The following is a 24,130-nucleotide window of genomic DNA, read 5'->3' on the forward strand; positions in this document are numbered from 1 at the left end:
CGACGTTTGGCAGGGTGGGGACTGTCTTTCATGACATTCGAAAGATAAGACCCTATTCTGTCCATGATTACCCGACCACCTCATCTTGGCCTGACAGAAGATGAAGTTGATTAAACTGCGTATTGGGCAATCACTACTTCTTCTGGTGAGTTTCCCCTGTATGCTCTTTATAGATTTTACTTGTCCATTATACCTCTAAGTGAAACCGCCCACTTTTCAACGAAAGCGGGAGGTTTCATTTTGTACGGAAAGATGTCTTTTTCCGCATTCGAATTCCGGCTGTCTAAGCCTCTCCTCTTATTTATAATTCGGTTAATAATTATCGAAACCGAGTTAATTTTTATTGTTTATCGATAAACAGCTTATACATTTGCCTCATTCTTTCACCTTCTAATCCTTATTCCTATGGAACCGAGCCCCAAATTTCTTCTGGCCAGCATGCGAGTACTGTTCTGGGTGGTTTTCATTGGCTTGTGCATCAACACCGGCGCCCTGCTTTTGTCGACGCTAGTCAGCCTCTTCACCAGCAGTGCCAGCCGCCTGCCTGGAGGACTGGATTTGTCCGCGCTTTATCAATATGATACCCGCCTGTACATCCCATATGTGTCGCTGGTGATAGCCTTATCAGCTCTCAAAGCTTACATGGCTTACCTGATGATTAAAATTGTCACGCGCTTTGACCTTGACCGCCCTTTCAACACCGAGGTGGCGCTGCTGGTCACGCGCATCGGCCACGTGGCCCTGGAAGCGGCGGTGCTGGCCCTCCTCATCACGAGCTACGGGAAGTGGGTGCAGCACCGGGGCGTAGAACTGCAGCCGCTGGACGGCACCGGCGAGTGGCTGTTTCTGGCCGGCGTCATCTTCACCATCGCGCACGTTTTTCGGCGCGGGGTCGAGTTCCAGGCCGAAAACGACTTAACCGTCTGAGCCATGCCCGTAATTGTAAACCTGGATGTGATGATGGCCAGGCGCAAAATGTCGCTCAACGAGCTGGCCGCCAAGGTCGACGTGACGGTATCCAACCTCTCTATTCTGAAAACCGGAAAGGCCAAGGCCATCCGCTTCAGCACCCTCGAAGCCATTTGCCAGGCCCTGAACTGTCAGCCCGGCGATATTCTGGAAGTAGGGCCCTAATACGGCGTAGCAGCCTTCAAGGGCCATACACATTCAAGCGAGTAGCGAAAGCTGAAACTCGCTTTTCAGCTCAGCAGCTTTCCTTAGTCTTACCTTAACGCAGCAGCGTGGGCTCCTCAGCCTGCGCTGTTGTCATATTACCCCATCACCCCCGCCGGCACCGGGTGCAGAATCAGCCACACCAGCTCGCGCAGGATTTCGCCCTCGTCCATGCTGCCGCTTTCGATGCCCTTGCTCTGGGCGTCGGCTCTTCTTATCAAATGAATGATGTCGACCACCCGCTCCACCGGGTAGGCGCGCAGGGCCTGCTGGTACTCTTTCTGGGCAAAGCTGTTGGCAATGCCCAGGCTCTTGAATACGCCGTCCGACGGGTTGGGACCGGCCTGGTGCAGCACCAGCAGCTTGCTGAAAAAGCCGAACAGCAGGGTTAGGTTCGGAATCAGCGGGTTGGCCTTGGGGTTGGCGGCGAAGTAGCCCAGGATGCGGTTGGCCTTGAGCACGTCGCGCTGCACCAGGGCCTTCTGCAGCTCGAAGATGTTGTAGTCTTTGCTGATGCCCACCATGCGCTGCACCAGCCCCTCGTCGATGGCCTGCCCGGCTTTGAGGTTGAGCAGCAGCTTGTCGACTTCGTTGGCCAGCCGGCCCAGGTCGGCGCCGATGTACTCGGCCAGCATGGCGGTGGCCTGCCCCGTAATCTGCTGCCCTTTCGAGCGCACGTAGGCCGTCAGCCAGGGTGGCACGGCGTTGTCGTACACCCGCTTGCTGGTCATGAGCACGGCGCCCGGCGCGTCCTTGCCGGCCAGCAGCTTGCCCAGCTTCTTGCGGCTGTCGAGGGTTTTGTGCTTGTAGCAAAATACCAGCACGGTGCTGGGCAGCGGGTTTTTCAGGTAGGCTTCCAGGAAGGGCCAGCTTTTTTCCTGCTCCAGGTCCGGAATAGACTGCGCCTCTTTTACGATGACCACCGAGCGCTCGGCCATCATGGGAAAGCGCTTGGCCTGGCCCAGGATGGCCGTTACGTCCACGTCCTTGCCGTACAGTATTACCTGGTTGAAGCTGCGCTCGTGCTCGGCCAGGGCCGTCTGCTCGATGCGCTCGGCCACCACGTCGATGTAGTAGGGCTCCTCCCCTTGCAGGAAATACACGGGGTGAAACTGCCGCTGCTGCAGCTGTTTGAGGAGGGCGTCGGACTCGATAGTCAATGGTTGAATGGGTGAATGGGTGAATGGGTGGATTCATCCCTGTCGTGCCACAAAGGTAAAGCCGCCTAGTACCTTTGGGGTGCTTTTTCCCTGGAACGACAGTTCAATTCATTTGCTCGTTCACCAGGCAATTTTGAATAGAGCTCAAATTCTCAAGCCATTCGCTCATTCACCCATTCACCCATTCACCCATTGAACCTGATTGAAGAACTCCGCTGGCGCGGCATGTTTCACGACATGATGCCCGGCACCGACGAGCACCTGCAGCAGAACGCGCCCGTTACCGGTTACATCGGCTTCGACCCCACCGCGGCCTCCCTGCACATCGGCAACCTGGCCACCATTATGCTGCTGGTGCACCTGCAGCGCGCCGGGCACCGGCCCGTGGCCCTGGTGGGCGGCGCCACCGGCATGATTGGCGACCCCAGCGGCAAGTCGGCCGAGCGCAACCTGCTCGATGAAGACACGCTGCGCCGCAACCAGGCCGGCATCCGGGCCCAGCTCGAGAAGTTCCTCGACTTCTCGGAAGGCCCCACCGGCGCCCTGGTGGTGAACAACTACGACTGGTTTAAGGAATTCGGCTTCCTGCAGTTTCTGCGCGAGGTAGGCAAGCACCTCACCGTCAATTACATGATGGCCAAGGACTCGGTGAAGCGCCGCATCAGCGGCAACGAGGACAGCGGAGCCGACGGCATCAGCTACACCGAGTTCAGCTACCAGCTGCTGCAGGGCTACGACTTCGTGCACCTGCACCGCAGCCTGGGCTGCACCCTGCAGATGGGGGCCTCCGACCAGTGGGGCAACATCACCACCGGCACCGAGCTGATTCGCCGCATGGGCAGCGCCGAAGGCGGCGAGGCCAAAGCTTACGCCCTCACCGGGCAGCTCATCACCAAGGCCGACGGCACCAAGTACGGCAAAAGCGAAACCGGCACGGTGTGGCTCGAGGCCAGCATGACCTCGCCCTACCAGTTCTACCAGTTTTTCCTTAATTCCGCCGACGACGATGTTAAACGCCTCATCCGCGTGTTCACGCTGCTGAGCCAGGCCGAAATTGAGGCCCTCGAAGCCGAGCACGCCCAGGCCCCCCACCAGCGCGCCCTGCAGAAAGCTTTGGCCCGCGACGTAACGGCTCGCGTGCACGGCGGCGCGGCGGCCGAAGCGGCCATCAGCGCCTCGCAGGTGCTGTTCGGCGGCGGCGACCTGGCAACGCTGGACGAAGCCACGCTGCTCGACGTATTCGCCGGCGTGCCCCGCCTGCCCGTGTCCCGCGCCGAGCTGGCCACCATCGACGCCGCCACGCTGCTCTCCGACGCTACCGGCAAGCAGATTCTGCCCTCCAAGGGCGAGGCCCGCAAGCTCATTCAGAACGGTGGCGTGAGCATCAACCGCGAGAAGGTGGCGGCCCCCGATACCGCAGTAGCTGAAATAACACCGCTCTGCGGGAGGTTTCTGGTGGTGCAGAAGGGCAAGAAAAACTACTTCCTGGTAGAGCTGATGTAAGCAGCCAGCCGTTACCCGCTTCCTGAGTGGCTAACCCATGCGTTGGGCTGGCAGCGGCCCGGGGGCACAAAAGCAGAGGGCAAGCCAGCTATGCGGCTTGCCCTCTGCTTTTGTGCCCCTTTTCTGGTTTGCTCCAAGCCCCATTTTTCCTTGCTGGGGCTATATTACTTAAGCTGAGCCTTAACCCTGGACCTCGCAAGGCAGTACTAAACTACCCGGGGAGTCCGGGCTTTTCACCAGCTTATCACATCCATAACGTACGCCTTATGAATCCGAACGACCCTAATCCCAACCAGATGCGCCCCAGCGACCTCCCTACCTCCGAGCGACTGGCCACGGCCGCTACCGGCATGATGAGCGCCATCAAAACCCAGACGGCCGGTGAGAAGGGCGAGCATGCCACCCACACCATGGCCAGCACGGAGATGGTAAAGGCCTACACCGAAAGCTGGCCCGCCATGTCGAAAAAGTCGGCCGAGCAAACCATTGCCAAGTACGGCCTGCCCAACGAGGCCCTGCCCAGCCGCCTGATTTGGTACAACAACCTGCCCTGGAAGCGCACCATCGTGTACCGCGACGAGATACCCCACAACTTTCCCCAGCCCCACTCCGACGTCATCGAAAACTTCATCGACTACCAGGTACCGCCGGACAAGGCCTCCGAGCTGGCCCGCTTCGATGGCAGCGTGATTGTGGAGCGCACCAAAGGGGAAGTGTCGGCCCGCTGCGACATGGAAGCAGCAAACATTCTGGCGTTAAACATGATGCACGAAATTGTCCAGGGCCGCCTGACGGCCGAGCAGGCCCGGGAGAAATATTCCGAGCAAACCGCGGCTTACGTCCTCAACCGCCCCGCTCCTTATGCCGAAGTACTGCAGTTTCAGCTGCCCACCACCGACACCACCGATACCGACCACGTCACCATCGGCCCCGACCTGCTCGACCAGAGCGTGGAAAAGGTGAAGGACATATTTCGCTCCTGAGTCCTACGGCGGCAAGAGCTTCGTTCAGATGGGTGCTCCGCCTATTCTGCCATGCCGTGAATTGGGGGCAAACGCGACTCCCGGTACTATAACCAATCAGGACCTCCTACCTATCCGTCGGGTCTGTGCTGGCCCTGGCCAGACTTTCCTTCTTCGGCGGCCGGCGGCGGTTTGTGGGCGGCGCGCCGCGCAGCATCTCGCTGTTGGTCGCCGGGCGCGTCGCAGTGGCCTACCTCTTACTGCACCTGTTCACCGAGCTCAGCGTATGGGTGGTCACTTCTAGCTAGGAAACCTGCTGGAAAGCCCGTGTGGAGCCTGGCACTGGCAGAGCAAAAAGGCCCCGCTGCAACTGTTGCAGCGGGGCCTTTTTATTTGTCCGAAGGCGAGTCAACAAAAACCACGTAAACCGAAGAGTCCGCGTGAATCCGTGTTTCAGTCTTACTTCTTCTTAGCCGGAGCAGCCTTCTTGGCAGCCGGAGCAGCTTTCTTAGCAGGAGCGGCCTTGGCAGCGCCGGCATCGGCACCGCTACCACCGGCAGCAGCGTTCTTCATGTTCTGCACGTTGGTGCGGTGCGTCTGCGCCATGGTCTTCAGCTGCTGCATGCCTTTACGTACACGGGTACCGGCGGCAGCATTGTTTTTGGTGAAGAACTTCTCAAAGTCGTCTTCCAGCGACATAACGAGGTCCTTCAGTTCAGCAAATGGGTTCATAAAATGGAGGGGTTTGGGGTGAAAAAAAGAGTTGGGTTTGGTGTTAATCCGGCCCTAATATACAGGGATTTCAAATGCAAGCAAGTTTTCGAAAAAAAATTCAAAACCCCTTCTCCTACCTTTAGAGGGCATTTTTTGTTGCGGAAACGGCTTTTTTAAAATCCCATGCCAAACCACTTAGCTTAGAAATGTACAAAAACAAAAGCGCCGGCCTCCTTATGGAAGCCGGCGCGATGCGGTAAATGAAGTGCCTTAGGCGGCCGTAGGAGCGGTTTGCGCCGCTTTGCTGTACAGGCCTTTGTCGAGCTTGGCCGACACCGCCTCAAAGGCCGCAATCGTTTCCTGAACGTCGCCCAGCGTATGCACGGCGGTGGGAATGAGGCGCAGCATAATCACGCCTTTGGGCACCACCGGATACACCACAATAGAGCAGAAAATGCTGTGATTCTCACGCAAATCGAAGGTCAGGGCAGTGGCATCGGGGATTTCGCCGTTCAGCAGCACCGGCGTCACGCAGGAGCTGGTAGTACCGATGTTGAAGCCTTTTTCACGCAGGCCGTTCTGCAGGGCGTGTACGATGGTCCACAGGTTATCCTTGAGCTCGGGCTGGGTGCGCAGCAGCTCCAACCGCTTTAGCGCCCCCACCACCAGGGGCATGGGCAGCGACTTGGCGAAAATCTGGCTGCGCATGTTGTAGCGCAAATAGTCAATTACGCTTTCCGGCCCGGCCACGAACGCGCCGATGCTGGCCATACTCTTGGCGAAGGTCGAAAAATAAAGGTCGATGTCGTCCTGAATACCCTGTTCTTCGCCGGTTCCGGCCCCGGTAGCGCCCATGGTGCCGAAGCCGTGGGCGTCGTCGACGAACAGGCGGAAGTCGTACTTCTGCTTGAGCGCAACCACGCCGCGCAGGTCGCCCTGGTTACCCGACATGCCGAACACGCCCTCGGTAATCACCAGGATGCCGCCGCCGGTTTCGTCCACGATGCGCTTGGCGCGCTCGAGCTGCTTTTCCAGGCTGGCCATGTCGTTGTGCTGGTACACGAAGCGCTTGCCGGCGTGCAGGCGCACCCCGTCGATGATGCAGGCGTGCGACTCGGCGTCGTACACAATCACGTCGTGCCGGCCCACCAGCGCGTCGATAATGCTCACCACGCCCTGGTAGCCGAAGTTGAGCAGGGTGGCGTCGGGCTTCATTACAAACTCGGCCAGCTCGTTTTCCAGCTGCTCGTGCAGGGTGGAGTTGCCGCTCATCATGCGGGCGCCCATGGGCAGGGCCATGCCGTACTCGGCGGCGGCTTCGGCATCGGCGCGGCGCACTTCGGGGTGGTTCGCCAGGCCCAGGTAGTTGTTCAGGCTCCAGGTGAGCACCTCTTTGCCGCGGAAAATCATGCGGGGCTTAATCTCCCCTTCCAGCTTGGGGAAAGTGAAGTAGCCGTGGGCATAGTGTGAGTGTGAGCCCAGCGGGCCGCGGTTGGCCGAAATCCGGTCGAAAATATCCACTGAAAAACGTTAAATAAGGGTGATGTGATGGCGAGGGGCAAGCCAATCCAATCTTGGCCCGGGCCAAATTAAACCAGCTAGGCTACAAAGGTAGCCCCGGCCTGCCGATGTGCATAATTTGGGCTTCTTAACAGGGAATGCGGCCGGGAGGTTACGGAGCGGGGCCGCTTTTAATTTCCGGCTGCAGTTGCCTCGCCAAGTTATGCGCCCAAGTCTAAACCCAGACCGCGGCAGTCCTTTGGGTGTTGTTAAACAAATAGGGGAAAACCTCCGGCTCCGCCCTGCCCGGGTTTAGCCGGCGGGGGCGGTCAACCGTTGTCTCGCATCGGTATAGAGAGTTGTGCCTTGCATACCGTATAGGCAGCTTTGGCTGGTAGGCGGCGGCGCGGTCGGCAATGGGTACGCCCAGCCGCTACGCAACATGACGCTGGTGCCTGGCTGGCCTTCTCGTAGCAGCGGGAGACCCAAAAGCCGTTTTGGGCGAGGTTCAGAAAGTCACAACTTCTTGACTGGGTGAGAATGGCTTAAGGCAAGCTGCTAGTGACCACCGACGCGCCGGTAGCGGCCCGCCACGAGGCGGTAGGTGCCCGCCGGCAAGGGGTGGACCACAGCGCTTTCATCCGGGGCCTCGTCGGTATCCGGCCGGTAACGGCCGAGCACGATGGTTCGGCCCTGGTCGCGTAGTGCGTAGGAGCAGCTGGCTTCGAGGTAGCGGCCGGGTACTTCGCGGCCGTCGTCGGTGGTATAGCCGTGGTATTCCTCGGTCTGGCCGACGAGGGCGCTGAACAGCCACTTATCCTGCCGCAGGTCGTACACCTGCAGCCACCTGACGGCCTGCCCGCTAGAGCCCCGACCCGCGCCCATGTGGCCGTAGGTGTTTTCGAGAACCAGCAGTTCGGCGCCGGCCGGGCGGTACAGCCGGTGCCGGATGCCCCCAAACGCACTGTGCTGGCCCAGCACCCGGGCCCGGTAGCGGCCCCCCCGAAACTCCAGCAGCACAATCGGGCCGAACCCATACTCGGCGCTTTGGGCCAGGAACAGCTGCCGGCCCGCCGCGTTGGGCAGCGACACCGGCCGCGGGTACCGGCCGCCGGTGGTGTCCGAGTCTTCCCCCCAGGGTAAAAACTCCCCCAGGGCGCAGAATTCGGTAATCCAGGGCGTCCAGTCGTTACAGCACTCGGTTTCGTCGAGGCGGTCGTTCGTGGTGTAGCGGATGAACTCGCACCGCTCCCACGCCTGCGGGCCGGGCGGCAGAGCGGCCTGGGCTATCTGCTTATCAATGGTATCAGAGAAGGCCACGTCACCGTCCGAATAGCGATAGTTCGGGTCCATTTTGGCAATAACCGCCGGCGGGCCATAGGGTATCGGCACCGAATCTTTCCGCGCCGGTGCGGCGGGCGGAGCTTCGGCCACGGGCGCGGCCGGGCCAGCCGGCGGCCGTTGCGCAGCGTCGCCGCAACCGGCTTGCAGCCCGAGCAGCAGAAAGCAGAATTGGGGGAAGCGGAGCATGGACCAGCGTCTGTGAAGGGGTTCTCGTTACAACGGGGCGAAAAATTACGCTAAGCCTCAGTTGATGTCAGACTGCCACCAGTCGGTACGCCCAGGTAGGCAAGGTAGCGGTAAATGGTGGCGCGTCCGACGCCGAGCAACCGGCCGATTTCAGCCACGGTTTTGTCTTGCTGCAGGTAATGGGTTTGGCCGCCCAGGCTTTGGAGAGGGCTTCCTTAGACAGCCCCCTGGGCCGGCCACCTTGACAACCCCGCGCCCGGGCCGCCGTCAGCCCAGCCTTGGTGCGCTCGCGGATGATGTCGCGCTCGAATTCGGCCAGCGAGGCAAACAGGTTGAACATGAGCCGTCACAGGCCTCTCCCACCACACCACTAAGCTATTAGTGGATGTCATTGCTGGACGTAGTCAAACCCCGCCACTGAGAATACGCCGGTATTCACAGCTGCAGGACTTTATCAAGGGAAACTCCCTGAACGTGACCCAAGACAAAAAGGCTGCGGAAGATGCCCGCGACGCTAAACGCATCAAGTACTCGTAATGCCCGTCTTAAACCTTATTTTCGTGTTCCTTCCTTTCTGCTGGCAGTATGATATACACTCCCCCGTTTGTTGAATGGCACATGCGCCGGGTTTCCTTTGCGGTGTACGGCGCGCTCGAGGAGCACATGGACATCCTGCTGCATATAGGCCCACATACCCTGACGAAAAAGAAGCTGGCCGCCTTTCGGGCGGATGGTGTGCCCGAGGTCGTGTTATTGTATGGGCAGCACACTGGTGGACTCCGGGTCGATTGGCGGGCGCGGGGGGGCGTGCGGCTGGAGGGCAGCATCAACCTGCTGCCGGTGGAGCAGGTCTACGGCCCGCTGCACCCGGATGACTTCCTGGTGCTGCCCGAGGACCCGCCCGCCGTGCACCACTTCCGACCCGTGGACCGGTTCAAGCCCGACGCCTGCGTGGGCTTGATTCACGACGAGCGGCGCAGCCCCGAGCTGTACTACTACGACGAGAGTGACCGGGACCCGGTGGCGCTGGACCTGGACTTGCAGGGCTACATTTCGCTGCTGCAGTTCACCTGGGGCTTTCTGAACTGGCAGTTGCTGCTGCTCGAGCTGGTCAGCCCCGCCGGGCAGGCCCGCCCTTTCCGCCTGCAGCCCGACTCGCTGGCCAGCAACTCCATCGGGGAGGACCTGCCGCTGCTGGCCCAGCAGAATCCCGACTGGGACCTGGACGCCTTCGTGGCCCACTACGACCTGGTCAAGCTCTCGGCCCAGCCTCAGGTGTAGCCGTAAGCGCGTCGGCACAGGCGGTGAAATCCCGCTGGCGCGCCTGCTGCCCCTGGCCTTGAGTTTTCTGGCCAAGTGGCTGAACCTGGACGGCATCTCAGGCGCCATTCAGACCGGCCTAAAGAAAGTGCAGGCCCCGGTCGAAAAGGCCGTGAACAACGTCCTCGACCTGGTTATTGACAAGGCCCTGTGGGGCAAGCTCCAGACCCGCGCCGGCCAGGTCGTCGGCGAGGTATAGCACACGGTTGACGCCCCCAGTAATAGAATCAAGCAGTTTTTTGGAGTACGGACCAAGTTGGAAACCCGCTCGGTTTTGCCCGGGACAGCAAAGCCCAAAGGCCCGCTAATAAGGCTAAAAAACCGGCACTTGTTACGCTAATCGAGCAACTCCTCGGCAACTGCGCGCCCTATTACGATATCCTGAAGCAAGTAGCTCCCGATTCCAAAGTAGCCGGGGACGCTCAACAGGCATTATTACTGCTGAATACTGGCTTGTCGGAAAAGCTTGCCGATTTGCTGGGCAATGAGCATCAAGACGTCATTGACAGGCGCTTGGAATTGTTGTACCGGTGGGAAGGGCTAACGGGAAAATACACCAGTATGGTTGGAATCAAAGATGACCAGCTCACGCCCGACCACCAGCCTAAAGTCGCTACTCTGAAAATGGCCCTTAAACTTACTTCGGGGCCCCGGAAAGAGCCGCTTTATAGTGCGCCCGGGTCACGGCTCGTATTCTGCAAGGCGAACAGGAAATTCAGAGCGAACCATTCGATAACCTACTACAACCATAGGCGAAGCGAGGGTAAAATCAGCCCAGTTCGTATTATCGGGTCGAATAGTAGATATTCTCCATTCACTGTTTCGCATGAGTATTCTCCCGTCCAACCATGAAGCGGTTTTTGCTGCTTTTGGCGAGTATCTAAAGAACGGACCGCTGGCTTTTGCTGATTTTGAGCCAACGCGGGACCCCAAAGACGCCATTGCCGGCTACTTTCGCGGATTGCCGCGCCGGCCTGAGGTAAACGAACTCACAGCAGTGGGGCAAGGCCGGGACCAATCACTTGCGGTGCTCTAGTGCACCGATTCTGGCCCGGACACCACACCCGTGGTGGCTTGGATGAGCAGTGATGGGATTCCGAACGGGGTAGTTGCTAAATCTATGGCCGACTTTCTTACCCTGCTGCCTTATGGCGTCGGGTTGATTATTGCCGTGCTGGATGCGCAACTCGACCACCAGGAAGCTCCATCACGCTTTTCGGATGCCCGGGCTAAAATAGGCCCTGAAAGGGTGGAGTACTATTGGAAAAAGGGAGAGGCAGATGTGGAGGCAGAAGTAGATGGCCGTGCCAACTACTTGTACTGGCTTCAGGAAACCTTCGGCTTACAAGCCGCCTCCGACCCTGTAACACTAATCTTGGTGGCGCTGGAGAGCCGCCCAAATTTTGACGAATGGGTAGCTTCGTTTGAGTAGCATGCGCTGGCGCAGCTCCACCTGGTCGACGTAGCGCAGCAGGAATTCGGTTTTGACCAGCCGGCCCAGCTCCTTCAGGGCTCGGTAGAGCGGGTGCTGGCGGGCATAGGCATTCAGGCGGCCGAACAGGCGAGAGGCCTCGCTGTGGCGCAGCTTGAGGGTTACCACCAGCCGCAGCACCTCGTTCCAGTGGCGGGCAATGCGCTCGGGGGCTAGGCGCGCGTCGGGCAGCAGGGTTTGTCCCAGCTGCCGATGAGTGGTCACGGGCTATAACAACCACCCCCTGCTGCAGCGCACCGCCGACGGCTGGCACACCCGCGGCGGCCGGCAGCTGTGGCAGGATTAGCGGCAGTCCCACGGCCCTTGTATCTTCGCCCGCTCCCACCTATCCGGCGCCATGGCGCCCGCTTTCTGTTTTTCAATGAAGAAAATCTCCAAACTCCTGGTAGCCAACCGCGGCGAAATTGCCCTGCGCGTGCTGCGCTCGGCCAAGGAAATGGGTTTGCAAACCGTGGCCATCTACTCCGAAGCCGACCGCAACGCCCTGCACGTGCGCTACGCCGACGAGGCCGTGTGCGTAGGCCCGCCCGCCTCCAAAGACAGCTACCTGCGCGGCGACAAAATCCTGGAGGTTTGCCAGCAGCTCGGCGTCGACGCCATTCACCCCGGCTACGGCTTCCTCTCCGAGAATGCCGAGTTTGCCCGCATGGTAAAGGAAGCCGGTCTCATCTTCGTGGGCCCCTCGCCCGAGGCCATGAACATTATGGGCGACAAGCTCTCGGCCAAGCAGGCCGTGCAGGCCTACAACATCCCGCTGGTGCCGGGCACGGCCGAGGCCATTTCCGACGTGGAAGAAGCCAAGCGCATTGCCGAGCAGGTGGGCTTTCCCATCCTGATTAAGGCATCGGCCGGCGGCGGCGGCAAGGGCATGCGCCTGGTGTACAACCTCGAGGAGTTCGAGGAGCAGATGCAGCTGGCCATCAACGAGGCCGTATCGGCCTTTGGTGATGGGGCAGTTTTCATCGAGAAGTTCGTGACCGGCCCGCGCCACATCGAGATTCAGGTGCTGGGCGACGAGCACGGCAACATCGTGCACCTGTTCGAGCGCGAGTGCAGCATTCAGCGCCGCCACCAGAAGGTGATTGAGGAAGCCCCATCCTCGGTGCTCACGCCCGAGCTGCGCGCCGAGATGGGCCGCTGCGCCGTGGACGTGGCCCGGGCCTGCGACTACACCGGCGCCGGCACCGTGGAGTTTCTGCTCGACGACCAGCGCAACTTCTACTTCCTGGAGATGAACACCCGCCTGCAGGTGGAACACCCCGTCACGGAGCAGATTACCGGGCTGGACCTGGTAAAGGAGCAGATTAAGGTGGCCCAGGGCCTGCCCCTGGCCTTCAAGCAGGAAGACCTGACCATCACCGGCCACGCCCTGGAGCTGCGCGTGTACGCCGAAGACCCGCAGAACAACTTCCTGCCCGACATCGGCACGCTCACGACCTACGTGCGCCCCCAGGGCCCCGGCGTGCGCGTCGACGACGGCTTCGAGCAGGGCATGGACATTCCGATTTACTACGACCCCATGATTGCCAAGCTGGTGACCTACGGCGACACGCGTCAGGATGCCATCAACCGCATGCTGCGTGCTATTGAGGAATACCAGATTACCGGCATCGAGACCACGCTGGCCTTCGGGCGCTACGTCCTCACCCACCCCGCCTTCGTGAGCGGCGACTTCGACACCAACTTCATCAAGGACCACTTCTCGCCCGACGTACTGAAGCCCGCCGCTCCGGATGAGGCCACGGCGAAAGTAGCCGCCGCCCTCGGCGCCTTGCTGCTGGAAACCAAGAAGCCCAAAGTGGCCACTGCCACGGGCACTGCTGATAACGCGGTTGGCTCCGGCTGGCGTAAGAACCGGCTGGGGGTGCGGTAGTTGCGCACTAATAGCGCAAGCTTGTGTCCACCTTGAGAAAAGAGGCTGCATGTGACTTAGACACTACCTGTACCATGATGCCTCTTTTCACAGCACTTCTTGCCTTAATTCCTATATCGACCTTCGCACAGGGAGTCAAGCAGGAGCACCTGAACCCATAGGTGACTTCCCCGGCTTTACAGCCAAGTACCACCCAAATACTCAGCGGTTCAGCAAACATCCATATTCATGAGCTAGCAACTCATGCCGTTTTATATAAGCATCTAGGGGACAGCAGCAAAGCAAGCTTCGCTAGGCGTTTGCATCGGGGTGACTTAATTGTCATCCGAGCAGTATATCCTCACTGGATTGCTATCAACCGCGCCAAAAGCCCAACCAAGTTCAGTACTGACACTACTACGTATTACTTGCCCAAGAATACTTTGAAAGTAGCCAGAACCTTTGTTTTGATTTAGGAAGAGCCTGGTCCTCCTTCTATTTCCTCAAGCATAATAATGCATCTGCAACACGTGCTTCCCAGCACTGCGTCACCCGCGACGCGGCGCCTATTTCCGTCGCTTCATTCCAGCGTGTGCAACTACGACGCGAAACCAGTTGGCATACCTTGCAGACGCGGGCCAGCAGCCGTGCTGCAAAATCTCTGACATGAAAACCCGTTCCTTGTCCTGGATACTTGGCCTTATGTTACTGGCCTCCTGTCAGGAACGTTCAGGTGATAACAACTTTACCTGCATTATTAAGGCAAGTCAGGCCGCAGGAGTCAAGCTGGAGGCACCGCTACGGGCCAATGGGTTCCAGATAGGCCAGATAGGACAGCTCGCGCTCAACCCAGGCGGCGATTTGATAGCGTCTATCGAAATGGCCGATACCTTTCGTCTTTCACGAAAAGCCACCCTTGAGCTTTACCAGCCTACGCTGCTGGGTGAGGCCTCGATTCGGGTTCTGAATTTTTCCGGCCCACCTTATCTGACCAGGCGCGACACGGTCGTGGTGGAATACAGCAAGCCCGCATTTCAACTGCCCGACTCTATTACGGCAGGTCACATCCGGGCCGCTTTGCTACACCTTGACTCAGCCATTCGGCACTCAGCCAATCAAAAAGTTAAACGCTGAGAAGGTTCCGGAGCAGCAGTGCAGGCTTAACCGCATCTGGCGAAGCCCTTGGCATTTATACCAGATGAATGTGGTGAGGCCCGGGTCTTTCCTGATACGGTGAGACTATCCAAGAAAAAAAGCCCGGCTTAGTCAGTCGGGCTTTTTTTCTGGTGAAAACGCTTCGATATCTGTCGGCTCTAATTCACTCGGCCTTTGTGTAAGGCTGGATTCTGCTGATTAAGGCTTCCACTGATAACTCAGCTTCAAAATGCCCTACTGCGGCTAAATAACTGATTCGCTGACTGCAAAAGCAACGGAAGAAACCCATTTAAAAACCAAGCCAAGTAAATCAGTTTTCATTTATTCCTAAATACCGTCAATAATTTTTCATTGTTTACAATTATCTGCAGATTGATTGTCTTTTTGCTCAGAAAATGCGGACATTTTTTGAAATATTTAAAACCATTGCCACTCTTTACTGCGTACTTATGGAGTATGATTCACTCACTGGTCATCAACTATCTTATTCCCCACTTTTTACAATTAAGTAATGAGAAGAATAATACTTAAGGCAACCCGGGCTTTGCTCGTCGCGGGGTTGCTGGCTGGCAACCTGGCTGCTTACAGCCAAAGCACTGGCAGCTCTGAAAAGGAACAAGTGCCCCAGGTCGCGCTTGAGCACATCCGGAAAAGCCAGAAGGCACTGCAGCTTTCCAACGAAGACCTCGCCGATGTGGTGCTGAGCAGCCAGAGCGCGAGTAAGAAAAACGGCCTGAAGCACTACTACATTCAGCAGCGCTACCAGGGCATTGAAATCTTCGGCGCCCTCACCAATGTCAACGTGGCCAAAGACGGCCAGCTCATCAGCCTGGGTAACCGCTTTCAGACGGACATTGCGAAAAAAGCAAAGACCAAAGAGCCCAAGCTCGACGCCCTCTCGGCCGTAGCCGAAGTTGCCAAGTACCTTAAGCTTTCCCTGAAAGCTCCCCTTGAAATCACTGCCCAAAGCCGGGGCAACAGCCGCGCCGCCACGTTTACTACGGGCGGCATTTCTTTGCGCCCTATTTCGGCACGGCTGGTGTACCAGCCGTTGGCCAGCGGCGGGCTGGCCCTGGCCTGGGAAGTTTCCATCTACGAGCTCGATGCGCGGAACTGGTGGAATGTGCGGATTGACGCCGGCACGGGCGCCGTACTCGACAAAGACAACCTGGTGGTGGAGTGCAACTTCGAAAACGATGGCCCCGGCGGCCATGCCCTGCACTCTTCCGCCGAAGCGGCCCCGTTCTCCTTCTCCTCGGTTGCTGCCAACCCTACCACCAATGCCTTTAATGTGTTTGCCGTTCCTACTGAAACGCCTTCGCACGGGGCTCGCACGTTTGTAAGCACCTCGGTGGCCGATGCCGCCGCTTCGCCCATGGGCTGGAACAGCATCCTGCCCGGCACCACGTTCTCCATCACCCGCGGCAACAACGTGTATGCCTACGAAGACCCCGACAACCTCAACGTGCCCGCGCCCGGCTCCAGCCCCGATGCCGGCCCCTCCATGCTTTTCGACTTCCCGGTTGACTTCACCAAGCAGCCGGTAACCTACCGGGATGCCGCCACGACCAACCTGTTTTACATGAACAACATCATGCACGACATCTGGTACAAGTACGGCTTCGACGAAGTGAGCGGCAACTTCCAGACTACCAATCCCAACCCGCTGCAGGGCCTGGGCGGCGACCAGGTAATGGCCGAGGCACAGGACAGCCGCAATGTGCTGGCTACCCGCAACAACGCCAACTTTGCTACGCCCATCGACGGCCAGGCCCCGCGCATGCAGATGTATTTGTGGAGCGGCCTGCCCGACCCCCAGATGTTCCGCGTAACAGCGCCGGCCGGCATCGCCGGCACCTACGCAGCGCGCGAGGCTTCCTTTAGCCGGCCCCTTACTGCTACGCCCCTGGCGGGCAAGCTCGTGCTGGCGCAAACCACGCCGCCGGCTTCCCCGGGCATCAGCGAGGAAGGCTGCGGCACCTACACCAACGCCGCCGCCATCAGCGGCAACATCGCGGTGGTGTACCGCGGCAACTGCTCGTTCTCCGACAAGGTGCAGAACGCCCAGCAGGCTGGCGCCGTTGCGGTAGTCGTCATCAACAACATTGCCGGCGACCCCATCACCATGGGCGGCACGCCCACCAATCCTACGCCCGCCATTACCATTCCGGCCGTGATGATTAGCATGGAAGCCGGCCGCCTTATCCGCCAGCAGCTCGATGCGGCCGCACAGGTAGACGTGGTACTGAAGAACAGCGGCGGCCTGCCCGAGCTGGACGGCGACTTCGACAACGGCATTATCGCGCACGAGTACGGCCACGGCATCTCCACCCGCCTCACCGGCGGCCCGGGCAACTCAAGCTGCCTCAACAACGCGGAGCAGGGCGGTGAAGGCTGGAGCGACTGGTTTGGCCTGATGCTGACCATGAAAGCCGGCGACACCAGCAGCAAGCCCCGCGGCATCGGCACCTACGTACAGAACCAGCCCACCTCGGGCCGCGGCATCCGTCCTTCGCCCTACAGCACCGATTTCGCGGTGAACAGCTACACCTACGGCGCCACCAACAACCCCGTGCTCACGCAGCCGCACGGCGTGGGCTTTGTGTGGGCCACCATGCTCTGGGACATGACCTGGGCGTTTGTTGACAAGTATGGCTTCGACGCCAACCTGTATACCGGCACCGCGGGCAATAACATGGCCATGCAGCTGGTTATCGACGGCTTGAAGCTGCAGGTGTGCAAGCCCGGCTTTGTGGATGCCCGCAACGCCATTCTGGCCGCCGACCGCGCCAACTACGGCGGAGCCAACCAGCAGCTGATTTGGAAAGTGTTTGCCCGGCGCGGCCTGGGCTTCAGTGCCCAGCAGGGCCTGAACACCAGCCGCACCGACCAGGTGGAAGCCTTCGACCTGCCCCCCGTCTACGCCTGCGCAGCCCCCACCATTGCCGTACTGCCCACTTCAAACGTGCGGACCAACGGCCCGGTAACCACCATCTACCTGGGTTACGGCCCGCAGAGTGTACAGCTGCAGGCCAGCAGCAGCAGTGCCGGCACAGTGCGCTATACCTGGAGCCCCGCCGCGGGCCTGAGCAATGCGAACATTGCCAACCCGCTTTTCTCGCCTACGGCACCCGGCGCGTACAGCCTGACGGTAACGTCGGTGAACAGCAATAACTGCAGCGCCTCGGAGTCGGTAATCATTAACGTGGTTGACGTACGCTGCGGCCCAGCCAACGACAAGGTGCTGGTTTGCCACGGCGACAAGGACACGAAGTGCTTAAGCCCCAGCGATGTGCAGAACCACATAAACCACGGCGATATGCTGGGGAACTGCGATATTATTCCCGGGAATGACTCGTTTGCCGCGCAGCACGCCGAAAACAAGCTAATCAGCACCCCGAACCCCGCAGTGGAATCGACAGACATCTCCTTCTCGCTGCGCGAGGCCGGTACCTACCGCGTGGAGGTGCTGAACATGCAGGGAACGGTGGTAGCGGTGCTGGGCGAAGGCTCCGGGGCCGCCGGCCAGCACTTCAGCCTGCCGTTCAACAAAGGCCGCTTAACCGGCGACGTCTACATCGTACGCCTCGTCACGGGCCAGGAAAACCAGTTTACCCGCGTTCAATTCAGAAACTAAGGAAAAGCAGGCCACTGGCTGCTACAACCGGGGTCGTGCCAAGGCACGGCCCCGGTTTTTGTTTTTAGAGCTTACTCAAATAGCTTATCTGCCTGCGTCTGCTCAAGGGGCTCTGCAAAAGCTTCTCAGCAGCAGTCAGCCTTACTCGCCTTTGATGCGCGGGTCAAACACAAAATCCTCCCAGCCGGTGATTCGAATCTGCCCGAAGTCCGGGTGGCGGGTGTTGAGCACGTAATTGTGCTCGAAGGCGATGATGGACGAGGGCACGCGCAGCACGGCGGCGCTGCGGCGGCCGTACCACTCGGCGCCCAGGGGCTGGCACTGGGCGTAGCTGCGCGGCGAGGCCCAGTCGGGCGGCAGCTGGTCCAGGGGCAGCTCCTCTATTGCCAGCGTATCCGGAATGTGGATGACGACGACTTTGAACAGGCTGTTGAGGCCTTCGCCGCTGCGGTGCACCACGTTTTCGAGGCAAGCCAGGGCGCGGCTGCCGGCCGCGTACAGCACCATCTGCCCGCGCAGGTTCCAGCGCCCGGGGTTGCCCGAGGCCACCAGCTCGCCAGCGTACTTGGCCAGGCAGATGCGGTAGACTTCCACTTGCTTAGTTGTTAGTTGTTCGTTGTCAGTTGTCAGGTCGTTCTGATGGCTGCTTTGCTAGAACAAGCTGACAACTGACAACGAACAACTGACAACTATAATCACGCAAAATCCCCGTAGGCGATGCGGGCTACTTCGTCGGCTACCAGGTCGATGCCGCCGCTGGTTTCGAGCAGGGCCAGGGGGGGCTGGTTGTCGAGGCCGTAGGCGGGCTTTTCCAGCCAGCGGCGGAAGGCGGCGGGGCTGCCGAATACTTCCTCGCCCTGCCGGGCCAGGGCCAGCAGCTTGAGCACCTGCTCGCTGGCGGCGGGGCTGAGGCGCTTGCGGGCCGTGCGGTAGGTGCGCAGCGTTTTGGTGGTGGTGTGCAGCAGCTCGGCCAGCTCGTCGGCGCTGAGCAGCAGCAGGCCGGCCACGTCGAAGGCGGCTTTGGCCAGTACGCCGCTGCGGGCCTCCATCACCAGGGCAAAGGAGTCGGTAACGGTGCGCTCGAACCCGGCCAGGGCGGGCGGGAAAGGTGCGGGCGAATGAACGGCAGTCGTGACCATGAGCGGAGGGATTAGGACCCAAATATGGGAAGTTTTTCCTGAATAAACGGAAAAAGGTTCTTTTCGTTCCCTCGCGCCAGCAGCAGGCACTTAGCGCCAGCAGCCGGCACTTAGAGGCTATCCAAATAGGGCGTCATGCTGAACGCAGTGAAGCATCTCTACTGCTTCGTCTGGGCCGTTCAACGAAGCGGTAGCGATGCTTCACTGCGTTCAGCATGACCGTTCTTTTTTCTACCTTGGGATAGGCACTTAGCGCCAGCCGCCGCCCAGGGCGCGGTATACGCTTACCGAGGCCTGCAATTGCTGCATCCTGGTTTCAACGAGGTCAACCTTCGATTCCAGGGCCTCGCGCTGGGTGAGCAGCACTTCCGTGTAGTCGGCCCTGGCCGAGCTGAAGAGGCTGTTGGAGATGGTTACCGACTCGTTGAGGGCCTGTACCTGCCGGGCCTGCTCGGCGTAGCTCTTGTCCAGGTTGCTGATGCTGGCCAGCTGATTGGCTACTTCGAGGTAGGCATTCAGCACGGTGCGCTCGTAGTGGTACACGGCCTGGGTCTGGCGGGCGTTGGCGCCGTAGTACAGGGCCTTGATGCCGTTGCGGTTGACGAGCGGCGCGAACAGGTCGCCGCCCAGCGACCACAGGGCCGACTCGGGCAGGCTGGCCAGCAGGCCGGGCTGGAAGGCCGCGGCCCCGACGGCCCCGGTGATGCGCAGGGCCGGGTAGAAGTTGGCGCGGGCCACCTGCACGTCGAGCTTGGCCGCCGCCAGGTTTTGCTCGGCCTGCCGGATGTCGGGCCGGTTTTGCAGCAGCTGCGCGGGCACTCCGGCCTGCAGGGCCTGGGGCAGCAGGCTGCTGAGGGCGTCGCTGTTGCGGGCAATGGGCTGCGGGTAGCGCCCCAGCAGGAAGTTCAGCCGGTTCTCGGTTTCAATGATGCGCTGCTGCAGGCCGTACTGCAGGCTCTGCGTGTGGTGCACCTGGGCCTCGAAGCGGCGCACGGCCAGCTCAGTAACGCGGGCGGCTTCCTTCTGCAGGCGCATGGCCTTGAGCGCGTTGTTCTGCAGGTCGATGTTTTGCCGGACGATGAGCAGCTGGTTGTCGAGGGCCAGCAGCTCGTAGTAGGAGCCGGCAATTTCGGCCACCAGGTTGGTCACCGCGAAGTTGCGGCCCTCCACCGAGGCCAGGTAGCGCAGGGCCGCCGCTTTTTTAGCGTTGCGCAGCTTGCGCCAGACGTCCACCTCCCAGGCCGCCACGGCACCCACCCGGAAATTGGACAGGGGCTCGGGCATGTGCTGGGCGGGCTTGATTTCGGTGCTTTCCTCCACGGCGCCCTGCAGGGTGTAGCGCCCGGCCTTCTCCACCTCCGTGGCCAGGCCCAGGCCCACGGTGGGCAGGTACTCGCCCTGGCGGGCGCGCACCTCCTGCCGGGCAATGTCGATTTCCTGCCGGGTGATGTTCAGCTCCTGGTTGTGTTGCAGGGCAGTGTCAATCAGGGCCACCAGGTGGGGGTCGGTGAAGAGCTGCTGCCAGCGCAGCCGGCCGGCGTAGCTGGCCGAGTCCGCCGGGCTGCCCACGTAGCTGGCTGGTACGGTGCGGCTTTCCGTTTTCTGCACCAGCGCGGGGGTTTTGCAGGCGCCCACGGCCAGCGTGAGCAGGGCGGCGCCCAGGCCCTGGTAGAGGCGTTGCTTAAGCATGTGACTCAACTTCTGCTATGGTTACGTGCGGTTCAAACTCAGTTAAGGGATGCTCGTTCTCGTCGCGGATAAGCTGGCGGCCTTCGGCCAGCGAGCCGAAGATGTAGTACAGGCCGGGCACGATGACGACGCCGAATACTGTGCCGAACAGCATGCCGCCCAGGGCCGAGGTGCCAATGGTGCGGTTGCCGATGGCCCCGGCCCCGTGGGCCAGCACCAACGGAATCAGCCCGGCGATAAAGGCGAACGAGGTCATGAGAATGGGCCGGAAGCGCACCTTGGCGCCTTCGATGGCGGCCTCGCGCACCGTCATGCCCTCCTCGTGCTTCTGTACCGCGAATTCCACGATGAGCACGGCGTTTTTGCCCAGCAAACCCACCAGCATCACCAGGCCCACCTGGGCGTAGATGTTGTTGGCCAGGCCCAGCACCTTGAGCAGCAGGAAAGAGCCGAAGATGCCCGCCGGCAGGGAGAAGATGACGGCCAGCGGCAGCAGGAAGCTTTCGTACTGGGCAGCCAGCACCAGGTACACGAAGCCCAGCACGACCAGGAAAATGTAGATGGCCTCGTTGCCGCGGCTCACCTCGTCTTTCGACAAGCCGCCCCAGTCGATGTCGTAGCCCCGGGGCAGGGTTTTGGCGGCCACTTCCTGCACCGCCTTGATGGCCTCGCCCGAGCTGTAGCCCTGGGCCGCGTCGCCGCGGATAGACGCCGTGGGGTACATGTTGTAGCGGTTGATTTCGTTGGCGCCCTGGCTTTTCACGATTTTCATGAAGGCCGAGTAGGGCACCATCTCGCCTTTGTCGTTTTTCACCCACATGTCCAGCACATCCTTGGGCAGGCGGCGGTACTCGGGCGAAGCCTGCACGAACACCTTGAAGAAGCGCTGGTACTTGATAAAGCCCAGCTCGTAGGTCGAGCCTATCATGATGGACAGGTTGTTCATGGCGTTGCCGATGCTCACGCCCTTCTGCATGGCCAGCTGGTTGTCAATCTGCAGCTCGTACTGGGGGTAGTTGGCCGAGAAGAAGGTGAACAGGCCGCTGAGCTCCCGGCGCTTATTCAGGGCCGCCATAAACTCCTCGTTTACCTGCTCCAGGGCCTTGTAGTCGCCGGTGCTGGTTTTGTCGAGCAGCTGCAGCTGGAAGCCGCCCGCCGCGCCGTAGCCGGGCACTGCCGGCGGCTCGAAGAACTCAATGGTCGCCCCGGGTATCTCCTTGGCTTTTTCTTCCAGGGCCAGCACGATGTCGTGAATGGACTGCTGGCGCTCGGCCCAGGGCTTGAGGTCGACCAGCAGGGTGCCGGCGTTGGAGCCGCGGCCTTCGGTGAGCACCTCGTAGCCGGCCAGCGAGGAAATGCTTTCCACCCCGGGCACTTCCTTGGCCAGCCGGGAGAGCTGCTGCGACAGGGCATTGGTGCGCTCCAGCGTGGAGCCCGGCGGGGTTTGAATAATGGCGTAGAGCATGCCCTGGTCTTCGGCCGGAATAAAGCCCGCGGGCAGCGTGGTGGAGAGGCCGAAGATGCCGCCGCCAAAAAGCAGCAGCAGGCCAAAGGTGACCAGGCGGCGGTCAACAATCTTCCCCAGGATGTTGGTGTAGCGCCCGGTAAGGCGCTCGAAGCCGCGGTTAAACCAGTCGATAAACCGGTTGATGGGCGACTTCTGGCGGGGCCGCCCGTGCGTGTTCTTCAGAATCATGGCGCAGAGCACCGGCGTCAGGGTCAGGGCCACGATGCCGGAGATGACGATGCTCGAGGCCATGGTGATGGAAAACTGCCGGTAGAAAATGCCCACCGGGCCGCTCATGAAGGCCACCGGCACAAACACGGCCGTCATCAGCACGGTGATGGCGATGATGGCGCCGCTGATTTCGCCAATCACCTCGCGCACCGCCCCGTAGGGCGAGAGGTGCTTTTCTTCCATCTTGGCGTGCACAGCCTCCACCACCACAATGGCGTCGTCGACCACGATGCCGATGGCCAGCACCAGGGCGAAGAGCGTTATCATGTTGATGGTCATGCCAAAGGCCTGCATGGCCATGAAGGCTCCCACCAGCGACACCGGCACGGCCAGGATGGGAATAAGCGTCGAGCGCCAGTCGCCCAGGAACAGGAACACCACCAACGCCACCAGGATGAAGGCGTCGCGCAGGGTGTGAATCACATTTTCGATGGAGGCGTCGAGGAAGTTCGACACGTCGTAGCTGATTTTGTAGTCCATGCCCGGCGGCATGGTCTGCTTCAGCTCTTCCAGCTTGGCCTTTACCCGCGCAATGACTTCCACGGCGTTCGAGCCGTAGGTTTGCTTGAGCATGATGGCCGCCGAGGGGTAGCCGTCGAGGTTGGAGTAGATGTCGTAGAACTCCGAGCCCAGCTCCACGGTGGCCACGTCCTTGAGGCGCAGCGTCTCCCCTTCGGCATTGGCCTTGATGATGACGTTCTTGTACTCCTCCACGTCGTTAAAGCGGCCTTTGTAAGTCAGCACGTACTCCAGCGCCGAGGCCTCCTTGCCGTCGGAGCGGCCGATGCGGCCCGGCGAGCCAATCACGCTCTGGTCGTTGAGGGCCTCCATCACGTCGTCGACGGAGATGTTGTAGGCCCGCATGCGGTCGGGCTTGAGCCACACGCGCATGGCGTACTGCCGGCTGCCGAGAATGCTGGCCCGCCCGATGCCGGCTATGCGCTGGATTTCGGGCAGCATGTTCACCCCGGCAAAGTTGAAGAGGTACCGCATGTCGGTATTCTTGTCCTTGCTGTAGAGGTTCACATACATGAGCATGTTAGGCACCACGCGGTTCACCACCACGCCCTCGCGCTGCACCAGCACCGGCAGACGGTTCAGAATCTGGGCAATGCGGGTGTTCACGTTCACCACGGCCTGCTCGGGGTCGGTGCCCAGGTTGAACACAATCTGGATGTTGGCCTCGCCGGCGCTCACGGCGTCGGAGGTCATGTACTTCATGCCCGGCACGCCGTTGATGGCCTGCTCCAGTGGGATGAGCACCGACTCGGTGAGCACCCTGGCGCTGGCGCCCGGGTAGGCCGTGCTCACCATCACCATGGGCGGCGAAATCTCCGGAAACTGGGAGGTAGGCAGGGTATTGATGGCCAGCATGCCCAGGAAGAGGATGACCACCGAGATGACGATGGCGAAAACCGGCCGGCGAAGGAATTTTGAGAACATAGGAATTAATGCTTGGCGGCAAACCCCACCCCCGGCCCCTCCCCAAAAGGGAGGGGAGCTAGCCCAGAGAGGGTGTCGTCTGGCTCCCCTCCCCACCGGGGAGGGGCCGGGGGTGGGGCTGCC

Annotated in this window: 20 protein-coding genes and 1 pseudogene; 11 read left to right on the top strand and 10 right to left on the bottom strand. The window is 60.4% G+C overall.

Features of this window, described 5'->3' with window-relative positions; all coding sequences use genetic code 11:
- The first annotated feature begins 438 nt into the window (after nucleotides 1-438).
- The gene (locus tag ABD919_RS17090; RefSeq protein ID WP_345237259.1) at nucleotides 439-927 is read left to right on the top strand and encodes a DUF2975 domain-containing protein; all 489 of its coding nucleotides are present in this window, start codon (nucleotides 439-441) and stop codon (nucleotides 925-927) included.
- A 3-nt stretch (nucleotides 928-930) separates the two neighbouring features.
- Nucleotides 931-1,134 carry a helix-turn-helix domain-containing protein gene (locus tag ABD919_RS17095; protein ID WP_345237260.1) on the top strand — a complete coding sequence of 68 codons (204 nt, stop codon included), beginning with the start codon at nucleotides 931-933 and terminating at the stop codon, nucleotides 1,132-1,134.
- 137 nt (nucleotides 1,135-1,271) lie between these two features.
- Here the strand turns inward: ABD919_RS17095 and holA are convergent, their stop codons facing one another.
- A complete protein-coding gene (holA, locus tag ABD919_RS17100) occupies nucleotides 1,272-2,333 on the bottom strand; it encodes a DNA polymerase III subunit delta (RefSeq protein ID WP_345237261.1) in 1,062 nt (353 codons plus the stop codon).
- Between the two features lie 192 nt (nucleotides 2,334-2,525).
- Here holA and tyrS point away from each other — a divergent pair, with 192 nt between their 5' ends.
- Nucleotides 2,526-3,836: a tyrosine--tRNA ligase gene (gene tyrS / locus ABD919_RS17105; protein WP_345237262.1), complete on the top strand. Its 1,311-nt coding sequence runs from the start codon at nucleotides 2,526-2,528 to the stop codon at nucleotides 3,834-3,836.
- A 266-nt stretch (nucleotides 3,837-4,102) separates the two neighbouring features.
- Nucleotides 4,103-4,819, top strand: a complete 717-nt coding sequence (locus ABD919_RS17110; RefSeq protein WP_345237263.1) for a hypothetical protein — start codon at nucleotides 4,103-4,105, stop codon at nucleotides 4,817-4,819.
- A gap of 540 nt (nucleotides 4,820-5,359) precedes the next feature.
- Here ABD919_RS17110 and ABD919_RS17115 read toward each other — a convergent pair.
- The 4 genes and pseudogenes from ABD919_RS17115 to ABD919_RS17130 all read right to left on the bottom strand — a co-directional run.
- A pseudogene (locus tag ABD919_RS17115) lies at nucleotides 5,360-5,530 on the bottom strand (histone H1); the annotation flags it as partial.
- A 252-nt stretch (nucleotides 5,531-5,782) separates the two neighbouring features.
- Entirely contained in the window at nucleotides 5,783-7,033 is a 1,251-nt protein-coding gene (locus ABD919_RS17120) for an aminotransferase class I/II-fold pyridoxal phosphate-dependent enzyme (protein WP_345237264.1), read from the bottom strand.
- Nucleotides 7,034-7,570: 537 nt separating this feature from the next.
- A complete protein-coding gene (locus ABD919_RS17125; protein ID WP_345237265.1) occupies nucleotides 7,571-8,542 on the bottom strand; it encodes a hypothetical protein in 972 nt (323 codons plus the stop codon).
- 67 nt (nucleotides 8,543-8,609) lie between these two features.
- Complete coding sequence (locus tag ABD919_RS17130) at nucleotides 8,610-8,882, bottom strand: recombinase family protein (protein WP_345237266.1); 273 nt, start codon at nucleotides 8,880-8,882, stop codon at nucleotides 8,610-8,612.
- Nucleotides 8,883-9,127: 245 nt separating this feature from the next.
- Between ABD919_RS17130 and ABD919_RS17135 the strand changes: the two genes are divergently transcribed.
- The 4 genes from ABD919_RS17135 to ABD919_RS17150 all read left to right on the top strand — a co-directional run bounded on the left by ABD919_RS17135 (nucleotide 9,128) and on the right by ABD919_RS17150 (nucleotide 11,294).
- On the top strand, nucleotides 9,128-9,823 hold the full coding sequence (locus tag ABD919_RS17135) for a hypothetical protein (protein WP_345237267.1): 696 nt from the start codon (nucleotides 9,128-9,130) through the stop codon (nucleotides 9,821-9,823).
- A gap of 58 nt (nucleotides 9,824-9,881) precedes the next feature.
- Nucleotides 9,882-10,061: a hypothetical protein gene (locus ABD919_RS17140; protein ID WP_345237268.1), complete on the top strand. Its 180-nt coding sequence runs from the start codon at nucleotides 9,882-9,884 to the stop codon at nucleotides 10,059-10,061.
- A gap of 627 nt (nucleotides 10,062-10,688) precedes the next feature.
- On the top strand, nucleotides 10,689-10,898 hold the full coding sequence (locus ABD919_RS17145; protein ID WP_345237269.1) for a hypothetical protein: 210 nt from the start codon (nucleotides 10,689-10,691) through the stop codon (nucleotides 10,896-10,898).
- A gap of 84 nt (nucleotides 10,899-10,982) precedes the next feature.
- Complete coding sequence (locus ABD919_RS17150; RefSeq protein WP_345237270.1) at nucleotides 10,983-11,294, top strand: hypothetical protein; 312 nt, start codon at nucleotides 10,983-10,985, stop codon at nucleotides 11,292-11,294.
- Here ABD919_RS17150 and ABD919_RS17155 read toward each other — a convergent pair.
- Entirely contained in the window at nucleotides 11,232-11,558 is a 327-nt protein-coding gene (locus ABD919_RS17155) for a Tn3 family transposase (RefSeq protein WP_345237271.1), read from the bottom strand. The two genes, ABD919_RS17150 and ABD919_RS17155, sit on opposite strands and share 63 nt — an antisense overlap.
- A gap of 157 nt (nucleotides 11,559-11,715) precedes the next feature.
- Here ABD919_RS17155 and accC point away from each other — a divergent pair, with 157 nt between their 5' ends.
- The 3 genes from accC to ABD919_RS17170 all read left to right on the top strand — a co-directional run bounded on the left by accC (nucleotide 11,716) and on the right by ABD919_RS17170 (nucleotide 17,998).
- A complete protein-coding gene (gene accC / locus ABD919_RS17160) occupies nucleotides 11,716-13,227 on the top strand; it encodes an acetyl-CoA carboxylase biotin carboxylase subunit (RefSeq protein WP_345237272.1) in 1,512 nt (503 codons plus the stop codon).
- Nucleotides 13,228-13,872: 645 nt separating this feature from the next.
- Nucleotides 13,873-14,340, top strand: coding sequence for an MlaD family protein (locus tag ABD919_RS17165; RefSeq protein WP_345237273.1), 468 nt, complete (start codon nucleotides 13,873-13,875; stop codon nucleotides 14,338-14,340).
- Between the two features lie 532 nt (nucleotides 14,341-14,872).
- Nucleotides 14,873-17,998: a T9SS-dependent M36 family metallopeptidase gene (locus ABD919_RS17170; protein ID WP_345237275.1), complete on the top strand. Its 3,126-nt coding sequence runs from the start codon at nucleotides 14,873-14,875 to the stop codon at nucleotides 17,996-17,998.
- 141 nt (nucleotides 17,999-18,139) lie between these two features.
- Here ABD919_RS17170 and ABD919_RS17175 read toward each other — a convergent pair whose 3' ends face one another.
- The 4 genes from ABD919_RS17175 to ABD919_RS17190 form a co-directional block, all read right to left on the bottom strand.
- Complete coding sequence (locus ABD919_RS17175) at nucleotides 18,140-18,592, bottom strand: RES family NAD+ phosphorylase (RefSeq protein ID WP_345237276.1); 453 nt, start codon at nucleotides 18,590-18,592, stop codon at nucleotides 18,140-18,142.
- A 101-nt stretch (nucleotides 18,593-18,693) separates the two neighbouring features.
- Nucleotides 18,694-19,137, bottom strand: a complete 444-nt coding sequence (gene parS, locus ABD919_RS17180; RefSeq protein WP_345237277.1) for a type II RES/Xre toxin-antitoxin system antitoxin — start codon at nucleotides 19,135-19,137, stop codon at nucleotides 18,694-18,696.
- Nucleotides 19,138-19,386: 249 nt separating this feature from the next.
- Nucleotides 19,387-20,826, bottom strand: coding sequence for a TolC family protein (locus ABD919_RS17185; protein ID WP_345237278.1), 1,440 nt, complete (start codon nucleotides 20,824-20,826; stop codon nucleotides 19,387-19,389).
- A complete protein-coding gene (locus ABD919_RS17190; protein ID WP_345237279.1) occupies nucleotides 20,819-24,007 on the bottom strand; it encodes an efflux RND transporter permease subunit in 3,189 nt (1,062 codons plus the stop codon). Before ABD919_RS17190 ends, ABD919_RS17185 begins: the two co-directional genes overlap by 8 nt.
- Nucleotides 24,008-24,130: the final 123 nt, after the last annotated feature.

The sequence above is a fragment of the Hymenobacter saemangeumensis genome (assembly GCF_039541835.1).
Taxonomy (GTDB): Bacteria; Bacteroidota; Bacteroidia; order Cytophagales; family Hymenobacteraceae; genus Hymenobacter; species Hymenobacter saemangeumensis.